The sequence below is a fragment of the Oceanobacillus sp. CFH 90083 genome (assembly GCF_009389585.1).
Taxonomy (GTDB): Bacteria; Bacillota; Bacilli; order Bacillales; family Amphibacillaceae; genus Oceanobacillus.
The window spans coordinates 61,578-73,945 of sequence record NZ_VIYG01000013.1 but is presented as its reverse complement, the minus strand read 5'-3'; the positions used below and the strand labels follow the sequence as shown (position 1 = coordinate 73,945).

The window sequence follows — 12,368 nt, the reverse complement described above, 5'->3', positions numbered from 1 at the left end:
GAAGCCATATCAACATAATGAATGGACATGGCTTCTTTATCCTCTTATTTATTCACCCTTCCAGGCTCCCCAGAATCTCGGCCCAACCCAAGTTTCCTTTAATTGAACCTGTTCTCCTTTAATATCAAGCCTTGTTTCATTAGCCACTTTAATAAATGGGAGCTCTTCCCAAACCGTTTGATTCATCTCTGATAAAATATCTAATCTTTCTTCATCGTCCGAAGCTACGGCCCAGTCGTCAATCAAGCCTCTCCAGCGTTCACTGTCATACCAGCCGCTGCTGTTGGTATCATTGACCAGCATCCCCAGTTCATTCGGAGAGAATCGGGTTGACCAGCCGACAACAACCATATCCCAATTCGCCGGATCAGACCACTGCTCTAAATATGTTGCCCACTCCAACGGTACGAGTTCAATGGTAAATCCAACTTCCTCCAACTGCTGCTTCATCACCTGTGAAATTCGTTTATAGGTCTCTGAATCATTAGAATGCATTATTTTAAGTGACTCTCCATTATAATCAGATTCCTCCAGCAGTTCTTTAGCCTGTTCCGGATCATGGTTTAAATAATTCTCTGTACCTTCTTCGGAATAAAGCAGTGTCTGCTCCGGATCAAATAATGCTCCATCAAAGGAATAGAAATCACTGTTTCCATAGGTAGCTTCTGCAATTGCTTCTTTATCTAACGCAAGATGTAAAGCTTCTCGCACTTTAATATCATCAAATGGCGGCTCTGATTTATCCGGTGTAATCGTAGAATAGCCATTGATATAGCTGACCGGATCAATCGTAGGATCTGTTTCTACAACCTCATATAAATCATTGGGAATGGATAAAGCATAGTCATATAAATCTGTTTTAATACCGTTAATTGCGACCTGCGGATCTTTCACGATCTGAAAATCCAGCTGGTCAAAGTAAGCAACTTTTTCTCCTGTCAATCCGCCTAAATCGGCTTCTTCACGCGCAGTGTAATCTTCAAATTTAGTTAAAACAATTTCACTTCCACGATCCCAGTTATCAAATTGATAAGGTCCTGTTCCTATCAATTGCTCCGGTGTTAATGGCTGTTCTCCCGCCTCTTCAGCAATTTCAGCAGGAATAATCATCAATGCATTTTTTGGCGCTGCCATATCAGATAAAAATGCGTTATATACTTCTGACAATTGAATTTCAATTGTTTTGTCGTCTATCGCTGTAACAGATTTAATGAATCTATCAGACTCTCTGCCAACCGATGAAATCGTTCTCCATCTGTCTAAAGATGCAATTACATCTTCTACTGTCACAGTAGAACCATCATGAAAATTCACATCATCTCTTAATGTGATTGTATAAAGCGTCTCATCATCGCTGACTGTAAAATCCTCTGCAATCATTGGCTGTACCTGATAATCATTATCCAAGGCAAGTAACGGCTCAAAAATATGCCAGGCAATATCCCGTGTAGGTGTTGCTCCCGTTGCCATCCAATCAAGTGTATCGGGTTCAGAAGGGTATGCAACCGTCAAGGTGCCCCCTTCCACCGGATCTCCCGCCGGCTCCTTGTTATCCCCTGCTCCATCTGCCGACTGATCTTGATTTCCACAGGCAGCTAAAAATAATATTGTAAAAATGGAAATTAATAATCTGCTTAATCGCTTGTTCATTCTGCATTTCTCCTCGTTGTTAATGAATTATACCCGGCTGTTGTGTTTCGTTTAAAATAAATAATGACTGATAATGGAAACAAATGATTTTTCAATATTTACTAATGCGCGTTCATCAATATCGAATCTCGGATGATGATGCGGATAATGTGTTGCTTCATTCTCGTTTTGTGAGCCGACACGGAAGTAGGTTCCTGGTTTTGCTTCCAGAAAATAAGAAAAGTCTTCTGCTCCCATCGTCGGAGAAAATTCAATGACATTTTCTTCTTGAAAAGCTTCTTTAAACAGCTCTCTGGCTAAATCGGTTTCCTCCTTATGATTAAACAATGCAGGATATCCTCTTAAATAATCCAGTTGATAGGTTGCGTGAAATGCACTCGTGATTCCATCCAAAATGGAACGAATCTCTGTTTCCACCTGATCGCGAACTTCCGGATCAAAGGTACGGACAGTCCCCTCAATACGAGCGGTATTCGGGATAACATTAAATGCGTTTCCTGCTTGAAAAACACCAATTGTAACGACTGCGGATTTCAGCGGATCAATTTGACGGCTGACAATCTTTTGCAGGGCCTCGACAACACTTGTTCCAATCACAAGTGAATCCGTCGTCTGATGCGGACGGGCGCCATGACCGCCATGACCTTTAATATCGATCGCAAATTTATCTACTGCTGCCATTTGGTAGCCTTCTCCCACTCCAACTTTTCCAACTGGTATATCAGAAGCAAGATGTGCCCCGAAGACATAATCTACATCATCTAAAATTCCTTCTTCAATCATAAATTTAGCTCCGCCTGGCGGTGTTTCCTCAGCTGGCTGAAAGACAAATACGATGCTTCCTTTTAATTTTTCTTTATATTTACTGACTACTTTCGCCACGCCCAGAAGAGCTGCCGTATGCCCATCATGTCCACAGGCATGCATGATACCCGGTTTCGTGGACTTATAAGGGGTTTCTTTCTCATCCTCAATCGGCAATGCATCAAAATCAGCCCGTAATGCAATTTTCTTTCCAGGCTCTTTTCCTTCCAAAACACTAATGAGGCCATGACCGCCAATATTTTTTTGAACCTCTAATCCAAAGCTTTTTAATTTTTCTTCTATATATTCTGCTGTATGTACTTCCTGAAAAGATAGTTCAGGATGCTGGTGCATGTATCTTCTCCAGCCCCTGACCTCCTCAAAGGACTGATCAAATTCTTCAAAAATAGAATGAATTGTTTTTTCTTTGACGTTACTCATTTTCCCATCCTCCATTTACTTTTCCAATTATCTGTCTATTTCGCTTCATCTAAATAATTAATTCAAGGAATGAAATTTTATATTAGTTTAAACGCATAATTCCTAGTTGTCAACTAGGTTTAGAAAGATTATATGAAAAAAAAGAAGAAATTGTGCCTGAAAAGACATAACTTCTTCTTAAAACTGTTTCCAAATGACATATCGTTGCTATATTGCCAGTTCACTTACTCCTCTTATACCAATCCGCCTTCTCCATATGGACAAATGGCATATCCGTTTCCACCATGCCAGTAACTTCAGAAACCGGAAAATCCTCCCCATTTAACCATGAAGCAAAATCAAATTTCACCGGCTCCTGATTACCGCCGAGAGCAAGCCATGCCTCTAAGGTTGATGGAAAATAAGCAGCAGTATGTATCGTCCCGGCCCACTGTCCATATAGTTTGGAAAATACGCCGTTTTCTGTTCCATTTAACAGTTGAAAAGCTTCTTTTCCATTTAAAGAATTTGCCTGGCTGCTTTCCATTATTTCTAATCGCCTTTTCGAATCCTTCAGATAATGACGGTTTTCCTCCTCCATTATTTGAAAATGGTTTGTACAAGCTGCTCCCCTTCTCACCTCGACCTTTCTTGGCGAAGCTTCAACAATTGTTGATTCTGTATGATTTTTATCAAATAATACATAACTAAATGACCCACGATGCGGAATATGCTTCAGCAAGGAAACCGCTTCATCTGTATTGGCACAGGTTTCTAAAATCATTCGCCCGATCATATGACAGACAAAGCCGCTTTTGGGACGTTTACGATGCATAAAGGTATATCCCATTGCCAGCCCTTTTTCATTCATTCCATCACATCTGCCCGTTACTTTCTGTGTAACACCTATCACAGCATATCCTTGATCTGCGGGCTGAAACAACGAATAAATACCATCGTAAGTTTTAGGGTGATAATCATAATTTCTTACTAAATAGTCGGAACCTGTTAGAATAGAGCAGCCTGAACGGTTCAATTTAACCCGATATCCTCCAAATTCAAGCAGCACTCGCTCCATCGGCCATTTGAGCGCATCTGCAAAGCCTGATAATTCCTCCCATATTGCTGGAGCTATTTCTTGAAATATACGTTTCGTTTCTTCCAGATTAATAGAAAAGAGCGGCTTCCTTACCTTCCATTGATTTTCACGGTTTTTTAATAAAATATGATTTCTCAATAACGTACCTTGGTGATAGCCATATTGGTAATGCGTTCCCCGAAATGGAATGACTTTTGTACGAACCTTTTTCATAAAAGAACTCCTTTCCGCTTTTAGCATACTTTATATTATCAAGCATATCTGCTCAAAATGCTCGTTTCACCATCCGATACTTTTGATAATATATAGGGTAACGTTACCCACTCATGCAGCATCATTTGATAAAGCATCTCCAGAAATCAGCCATCCCCTCTCTAACCGGTTTCTTTTAAAGCACCCTTCACATGCAGACATAGAATAAGACTGAGATTGCTTCATAGCAAAAGCTTTATGCAATTGAAAATCAATAATATTACATATGCAGGAAATTTTACTACCATTTCATTTCCCCTTTAATCCTTTATTCGGAGCTGCCTTGATTCTATCGTGATAAAAATAAGAAAACAGCATATACATAAGCATGAATACCGCAAAAGAATGGAGGCTTTCTATTGAAAGATATAACTGCCATCCTGGCCGATTATTCGGATCCGGCAGCAATCCGTAAAGCTTTAGTCTCTTTAGAAAAAATTAAATTCAGATTACATTCTATTATAGTTCTTCATGCACAGGATATGTCTCTAAATAGAAGGCAGGAGAATAGCAGTTTTAAGCATATACAATGGATCCCATTGAAAGATAATGATCTTGGGAAAACATTGAATGATATAATGCATACCATCGGCAGCTCCTATGTACTATTCCTCCATGGTACGGATTATCTTTCTCCTTCTATTCAGGCTGATTCCCTTCACCTTTCCCAATCGGAACCATTCTTAAACACCGTTGACCGAAACCGAAATATTACTGTTCATCGCCCATTATTAGTATCTGCTGCCTTTCTTAAAAAGCAACGATTTTTATCAACCTTCCAGCTTCCATTTAAGGAGGCACTATTTCCTGCCTGGCTTTCCAACCATATGAATTCAAAGACATTAAACAGAAATGACCTTGTGGTCCAGTCAAGGAGGAACCGTTCTGCCAATACGATCGAAAAACAAAAATTTATGCAAAAATACCAGTTAACTAAAATACAAACAACACATCCAAGTTTATCTATCTTCATTTCCAATTATAATATGGAAAAGTATGTAGAAACAGCAGTTGCTTCCTGCCTGCTTCAAAATGAACAGCCGGAACAGGTACTCATCATAGATGATGGTTCAACAGACAACTCCTATCATCAGCTTCAATCATGGAATGATAGAAAACCAGTGAGTCTGTTTAGCAAAAAGAATGAAGGAAAAGCAATCGCCCTTAATCAATTACTGGCTCATGTGACTTCAGATTTTATCCTGGAGCTCGATGCCGATGATTGGCTGGATCCGGATGCTGTTTCTGTTATAAAAAAATACCTGGCGGATCTTACCAAAGATGTATCTGTATTATATGGCAACCTTCGCAAGTGGAAACAGTTAGAAGGAGATGTTCTCTTTAAAGGAATCACAAAAGGAAGTATGATCCACGGAAGAGCAGACCTGCTCTCGTATCCCTTTCCCCTTGGGCCGAGAATTTACCGGACTTTATCTTTAAAAAAGGTCGGCGGATTTCCAGTCATCCCCTTAAATGACGGCAGGCTTTATGAAGATGTCAGTGTGCTCAACCAATTAATCCGAAGCAATCGTTTCCAATATCATGATTTTACTGTCTATAATGTACGGGAGCATAAAGAGAGCATCACAAAAACCAACCGCCCGGACTGGAATGAATTTTTGAAATCATTGAAGTGAAATCGATTTGCTTTCTATCATAATAAGGGGGGATCCAAAAGGATAGAGAGTAGCCATTGTTTTTTCTCTATTTATGTTTGAGTTTGATGTTTTCCATCAAAAGACAGATGCTGCACTGAGCATCTGTCTTTTCAGAATTAATCTATCCCCTCTTCCTCCAACACTCTTGCTATTTTTTTCACATCAACCACAAGATTTTTAAGGACCTCATGCTCTTTAGATACAGGATTAGCATTTCTGCACTTCAAAAACCGATAATCCAAACCTATATACTGCCCCATTTTAAAAAATTCGTCTGACGTGGATGTAAATAGCTGAATCACTTTTGTCCCGGACTGACAAAACATAAGATTTGTCAGCCCGGCTCCATTCGGACTTATGATAACCTTGGCGGAAGAAAATATATCGATTTGCTCCTTGACGGTTAACGCGCTTGGTATCATTTTTTTAAATCCTTTTTTGGTCAAGAGCTCCATAAGCTTAGATTCATTAGCAACTTTTCTCCATCCGGCATCTTCCCGGCTGATATAGATTCGTTCAAAGCAATCTAAGTCAGTATAGCGCTTCTCTTTCAAAAATGTATCCCGGAGGAATTTCACTGTCCATTGCACACATGTCCCTGCATTGAATGGTATAGATGGCAAAATTAAATATTCTGCCTTCAGATGCTTTCCTGGTGTAAGCTCCAGGATTTTATCCTCAGGAATCCCAAGTATTTCTACTGTTTCCCGCTGAAATGGCAGCGTCAAGGGAGGCAGGACATATTTATCTATCTTAAAACCGCTGAGCTGAAGTAAATGATAACGTCCCAAAGTGTCATGCAGCCAATGCCAGTAATTGGTATGACCCGCCCAAGCAAGAACACCTAGCGTTCCATGGCAGGCGGAAGCGGGAGGTATCTTAGCAGCTGCAACCTTCTCAAAATAATCCCAGTATAAATGAAAGACCATATCCTGAAAGTATGTGTGTTCAGGTGCCAACGCATAAACCATCCCCTCCCCTCTATCACACATCCATACACTTCCATTTTCTATTTTGGCAACATAAGACTTATCAAATTTATGGTTCTCCCCAAACTTCGGCGGAGATACCCAATCCACCCATTCCGGTAAATCCCCTTTCGGCTGCGTATATGTTACGGTTTCATTTGTATAAAATTCCTTATAAACATCATGTATATTAGATGTTGCTGTCGTTTTTTCAAGCCAATCTTTTGTAGGAATATATAAATCTGTCATATATACATCTCCTCTTTTAATGAACAACCTTAGCCTATGCCCTATTTTTTCACATTTCACCGAGTACTCCATAATATGTAGAAAAGTCTTCATAAGTGTTGAACAAGTGTCCAGCTACACCAAATGGATACGCGCATGGGTAATAGAAACAGGAGGAGCATAGTATGATAAATATAACCGTAACCGGGGCAGGCGGATTTATCGGCAAGAATCTGGTTGACAGACTGCGCCAGGAAAAAGGAGTCTCCGTCAGACAATACCACCACAGCGATGACCTGTCGCTGCTTTATAAGTATTTAAACGATTCGGATATCATCTATCATCTGGCCGGAGTGAACAGACCCACAAATAAATCGGAGTTTGCAAGTGTTAATAAAGGACTTACAGAATCCATCGTCAACTATTTGAGAGCGCATCACAAAACACCAAAAATTGTTTTTTCATCCTCTGCACAAGCTGAAATAGATACACCTTATGGCTTAAGTAAAAAAGCTGCCGAAGAGGTTCTTCAGCATTATAGTATGGAAACAGCTGCCGAGGTGTACATTTACCGTTTGCCGGGTGTCTTCGGAAAGTGGTGCAGACCACATTATAACTCCGTAGTTGCTACCTTCTGTCATGAAATTTCGCACAATAAAGACATTGCAATCCATGATGCGGACAAAATGCTTGAACTCGTATATATTGACGATGTAGTAGACAGTTTTATCGACTGTCTGCATCAAAAAAGGACAGAAAAAACATTCTATTATTCAATCCCCCAAACCTTTCATATTACGGTGGGTGAACTCGCGCAAAAGCTTTATGAGATAAAGAACATACGAAATTCGCTGATCATACCTGATCTGTCTGATCCATTCACCAAGTACTTGTATGCAACCTATCTATCCTTTTTAGACGAAAATGATTTTTCCTATGATTTACCTGTTCATCAGGATGCAAGAGGAAGTTTAGTAGAGTTAATCAAATCACACCAGCTCGGCCAAATTTTTATGTCAACATCACGCAAGGGCGTTATCAGAGGAAATCATTACCATCATACAAAAGTAGAGAAATTCTGTGTGATTAAAGGAGAAGCGAATATTGCATTGAGAAAAATCGATTCAGATCAAAGGATTTCTTATCGTGTTACAGATCAGAACATTGAAATGGTAGACATCCCCCCGGGCTACACCCATTCAATTGAAAACGTATCAGATGATGAGATGATTGTTTTATTTTGGGCCAATGAATTGTTTGATCCGGATAACCCGGACACCTTTCCATTAGATGTACAGCCAAACAAAGTTGATAAAAAGAAAGGATGATATTTGTGCCAGCCAATAAAATATATATATGCCAGGAGGATGATATTTGCCTCGTAGCCTACCCGAAATCGGGGAACAACTTCTTACTGTTCCTTGTCGCCAAGTTATTGTACCGAAAAAATATAGACTGGGCGACAAAAGGCGAAATGATTCAGAATGTGTTAAGTGAGCCAATCGAAAACTTGCCTTCTCCGCACCTCGTATGGAGTCATGAAAGCTACTCTCCAGCTTACCCGAAAGTGATTTATCTGGTAAGAGACCCGAGGGATATTGCTATTTCCTACTATTATCATCATCTGAAATATACAGGTGAAAAAATGCCTTTTGATGCATTTTTTCACAAGTGGATGGAAGGAGATATATGGCCTGGAAAATGGGACACCAATGTCACAGGCTGGTTAGATAATCAGGAAAAGGTCAAAAATGGTTTTCTTCTGATTAAATACGAGGATCTTCTTCAAAATACTTCTAAAGAAGCATACAGAATTACTAGCTTCTTAAATGTGAACAGAACAGAGAAAGAAATTAACGAAGCTGTGAATTGGGCTTCCTTTGATAATATGAAAGCAATGGAAAAAAAGCAAAAACTTCATTTAGACGGCGAATCAGAATTTGTTGACCGCAATATCCCTTTTTTAAGAAAAGGTCAGGCAAATAAATGGAAATCTATCTTAACGGAAGATCAGCAAAAACAAATCAATCAAACTTTTGATAAGACTTTATCAAGGCTGGGGTATAAGTAAAGCGATTATTGTAAACGTCTTCTACACAAAGAAGGCGTTTTTATTTCAGGAAGGTGTGAATAACAGATGCTAAAATTATTGCTAATTGCAGCCGACACCTCTCGTTTTACAAATAATAATTATAACAATTTAGAAAAAGAATTAGCAAAAGTGACCAGCTTGACTGTTTATCGAAAATCCGGTCCTATCCGCAAAATATTACGTAAGCTTACTGATAAGCCGGATTTCATTTTAATTATTAATGATATTGGTACAAGATTTGATCCTGTCGTCACCGGTTTATCCAGTATCCAAATACCTGTAGGTCTGATGGTAACTGATGCTCACCGGTTTACAGAACAGCGAAGAAGGTATATGGAGAATAATCATATCAGGGTGTTCTTTGTCATATGCCAGCATAATTTTAATAATCATTATCGCAGGCAAAGCCAGCATCAGGTATTCTTTCTTCCTCAATTTGCGAATACCTCTATCTTTAAAGACTATAATAATGAAAAAACAATCGACTTGATGCTGCTGGGAGAAATTTCGTTTCCGAACATCTACCCATTGAGAGCAAGGATATTACAGCATTATAAAGATAATCCTGCTTTTTTCAACCGGCCTCACCCCGGGTGGAGGAATTTTACCAGGGAACAGGAGGATAAAGCTTTCATCGGTGAAAATTACGCCAGAACCATTAATCAGGCGAAGCTGTTTTTTGCATGCGGGTCTGTCCGCCAGGTTGTAACTTTTAAATATTTCGAAGTGCCGGCGTGCCGCACATTACTGATGGCTCCGGCTTTACCTGAGCTCGCGGAAATTGGTTTGATACCGGGAAAGCATTTTGTGGATATCAACACAGAAAATTTTTCGGAAAAAGCGAAATACTATCTGAAAAATACAAAAGAGCGGGAAAAGATTACCGAAGCAGGTTACCGTTTTGTTCATAACCATCATTCCACCGCTCATCGGGCAAATCAGTTAATCGACCAGATAAAAAGCGTATTATAAGTGTGTGTTCAAAAAGTTAGATAAAAAGACCGAGCTGCTAAATCCGTAACGTCCTTGTAGCAACGCTGACACTAACGTCCTGAAACTCGGAATGGGGCTGCGGTTACCCGCCCCGCCAAAGACCGTTTGCGGTTACTCCCTCTATAAAAACAACTGTACTTATAGTTACTGCCTAAAAAATTTTTACGTCGAACGACTTTTAAGCTACATTCTTCACACTCCAAACGGATTAAAAACAAAAAATAGTGTGTCTCCACCTGTAAGTGGCAACACACTATTTTGGGATTGTTTCCGATGTTTTGTCCTAATTATCTTCCTATAATTTGTATTTTAATTGTCTTTTGTACTTTACCGCAGATCGATGTGTTAAAAAAGAGCTGAAGTTGTAATAACATTTGCTTTTCTGAGAATTTGTTCAATTTCACTGGAGGACATGAGCTCATCATTGGATTGGTATTGTTTGAAGGCGACCTTTGGTAAATTCTTATACCTTTTCTTTATCTCCTCAGAAGCATTAGCAGGCAAAATAACATAATAATTTTCATCAAATTGATATGCATTTCTGGATTCAGCATTGGATACTAATACCTCATGCAGTTTTTCACCCGGACGGATGCCAACCTCATTAATATTGACTTTTTTTTCGGCAAAATGTTTTTCCAGAACATCAATTAAATCGACAATCCGGCACGCTTCCATCTTCATGACAAATACTTCTCCGCCGATTGCTTTTTCAGATGCATGTATCAGTAATTCAATGGCTTGGGAAACTGTCAGGAAGAAGCGTGTCATTTCTCTAGATGTTAGAGGAACTTCATGGCTGGTAGTTATCTGTTCCTTAAAAAACGGGATGACACTCCCATTTGTTCCAATAACATTCCCCCCGCGGACACAGACAAAACGCGTATGAGTGCTTAATTGATTGGCCTGAATGATTAATTTCTCACCAATTGCTTTTGTCATTCCATAAAAATTGATTGGTTCAACTGCTTTATCTGTGGAAACATCGATGACTTTTTTCACCTTTTGCTTTAAACTTGCTTTGATGATATTCTCAGTACCATGTACATTTGTTTTTAATGCTTCTGAGGGTTGTTCTTCACAGATTGGCACATGCTTCAGCGCCGAAAGATGGAAGAGATAATCAACGTTTTGGGCTGCTTCATCTACTGCCTCAAAATCTCTTACATCGCCAATTATAAATTTCAAACAAGCGTTATCCGAAAATAACCTTTTCATTTTCACCTGAGCAAATTCATTACGCGAAAAGATCCTTATTTCCTTTGGTTGAAAAGAAATTAGTTTTTTAACGAGTTCATGTCCCCAGGAACCTGTTCCTCCGGTAATCAATATTGTCGTATTTTGAAACACATCTAAACACTCCTCCAGGAATATTGTTTAATTGTTTATATCACCAAGATTTGAACAGCTGATGAGTTGGATGAGGGCGTTTTTCGCAAGCAGGCTTCCATATTCGTTTATTTATTCGCTGCTTGGAAACTGGCATCATTTCATTCAAATAGGTATACCTCAATCTATGAAAAAAATAGTAGACGGTACATGATATACGTTGAAGTAAGGGAAAAAGGGGCAATTGCTGTGAATCCAGTGACCCTGATTTCATTCCAGGTACCCTTCCGCCTTCAAATAGGACATGATCGTTTGCACTGATTCCTCAACACTCTGCTTATCTGTATTCACTATACATTCGGGGTTCAGCGGTGCTTCATAAGGCGCATCAATCCCGGTAAATTCTTTCACCTCACCCGCGCGTGCTTTCTTATAAAGTCCTTTTGGATCACGTGATTCACATGTTTCTATTTTCGCATTGACAAATACTTCAATAAATTCACCGTCATCCATCCTTTTTCGTATTTCATTACGGTCTGCGCGATATGGTGAAATAAATGCTGCCAGTACAACCAGCCCGGCTTCAACCATCAGCTTGGATACTTCGCCGATGCGGCGGATATTTTCTTTCCGGTCATCCGGACGGAAGCCAAGATCTTTATTCAATCCATGACGGATATTGTCACCATCCAAACAGTACGTCCGGACACCAAGGTGATGCAGTTCCTTTTCCAGTTCAACGGAAATAGTCGATTTACCGGAGCCAGACAACCCGGTGAACCAAACCACGGCACTCTTATGCTTATTTAAATGCCTCCGTTGTTCTTTCGTTACTTTTGCATGATGCCACTTCACATTTTCCGACTCAGTCATAA

Annotated in this window: 10 protein-coding genes; 4 read left to right on the top strand and 6 right to left on the bottom strand. The window is 39.6% G+C overall.

Features of this window, described 5'->3' with window-relative positions; translation table 11 throughout:
• Nucleotides 1-48: 48 nt before the first annotated feature.
• The 3 genes from FLK20_RS17280 to FLK20_RS17270 all read right to left on the bottom strand — a co-directional run bounded on the left by FLK20_RS17280 (nt 49) and on the right by FLK20_RS17270 (nt 4,186).
• The gene (locus FLK20_RS17280) at nt 49-1,650 is read right to left on the bottom strand and encodes an ABC transporter substrate-binding protein (RefSeq protein ID WP_152657837.1); all 1,602 of its coding nucleotides are present in this window, start codon (nt 1,648-1,650) and stop codon (nt 49-51) included.
• Nucleotides 1,651-1,701: 51 nt separating this feature from the next.
• Nucleotides 1,702-2,895 carry a M20 metallopeptidase family protein gene (locus tag FLK20_RS17275; protein ID WP_152657836.1) on the bottom strand — a complete coding sequence of 398 codons (1,194 nt, stop codon included), beginning with the start codon at nt 2,893-2,895 and terminating at the stop codon, nt 1,702-1,704.
• A gap of 220 nt (nt 2,896-3,115) precedes the next feature.
• A complete protein-coding gene (locus FLK20_RS17270) occupies nt 3,116-4,186 on the bottom strand; it encodes a C45 family autoproteolytic acyltransferase/hydrolase (protein ID WP_152657835.1) in 1,071 nt (356 codons plus the stop codon).
• Between the two features lie 398 nt (nt 4,187-4,584).
• Here FLK20_RS17270 and FLK20_RS17260 point away from each other — a divergent pair, with 398 nt between their 5' ends.
• Complete coding sequence (locus tag FLK20_RS17260) at nt 4,585-5,862, top strand: glycosyltransferase family 2 protein (protein WP_152657834.1); 1,278 nt, start codon at nt 4,585-4,587, stop codon at nt 5,860-5,862.
• A 137-nt stretch (nt 5,863-5,999) separates the two neighbouring features.
• On the opposite strand, the gene FLK20_RS17255 is transcribed toward FLK20_RS17260, so the two are convergent.
• Nucleotides 6,000-7,100, bottom strand: coding sequence for a glycosyltransferase family 61 protein (locus FLK20_RS17255; RefSeq protein ID WP_194165664.1), 1,101 nt, complete (start codon nt 7,098-7,100; stop codon nt 6,000-6,002).
• A 164-nt stretch (nt 7,101-7,264) separates the two neighbouring features.
• On the opposite strand from FLK20_RS17255, the gene FLK20_RS17250 reads away from it, so the two are divergent.
• The 3 genes from FLK20_RS17250 (at nt 7,265) to FLK20_RS17240 (ending at nt 10,143) form a co-directional block, all read left to right on the top strand.
• Complete coding sequence (locus FLK20_RS17250; RefSeq protein ID WP_152657832.1) at nt 7,265-8,407, top strand: polysaccharide biosynthesis C-terminal domain-containing protein; 1,143 nt, start codon at nt 7,265-7,267, stop codon at nt 8,405-8,407.
• A 5-nt stretch (nt 8,408-8,412) separates the two neighbouring features.
• On the top strand, nt 8,413-9,150 hold the full coding sequence (locus FLK20_RS17245; RefSeq protein ID WP_194165663.1) for a sulfotransferase domain-containing protein: 738 nt from the start codon (nt 8,413-8,415) through the stop codon (nt 9,148-9,150).
• Between the two features lie 66 nt (nt 9,151-9,216).
• Entirely contained in the window at nt 9,217-10,143 is a 927-nt protein-coding gene (locus tag FLK20_RS17240) for a glycosyltransferase family protein (protein WP_152657830.1), read from the top strand.
• Nucleotides 10,144-10,509: 366 nt separating this feature from the next.
• Here the strand turns inward: FLK20_RS17240 and FLK20_RS17235 are convergent, their stop codons facing one another.
• Together FLK20_RS17235 and cysC are read right to left on the bottom strand one after the other, a co-directional pair.
• On the bottom strand, nt 10,510-11,514 hold the full coding sequence (locus FLK20_RS17235) for a polysaccharide biosynthesis protein (protein WP_152657829.1): 1,005 nt from the start codon (nt 11,512-11,514) through the stop codon (nt 10,510-10,512).
• A 249-nt stretch (nt 11,515-11,763) separates the two neighbouring features.
• A complete protein-coding gene (gene cysC / locus FLK20_RS17230) occupies nt 11,764-12,366 on the bottom strand; it encodes an adenylyl-sulfate kinase (protein WP_152657828.1) in 603 nt (200 codons plus the stop codon).
• Nucleotides 12,367-12,368 lie beyond the last annotated feature (2 nt).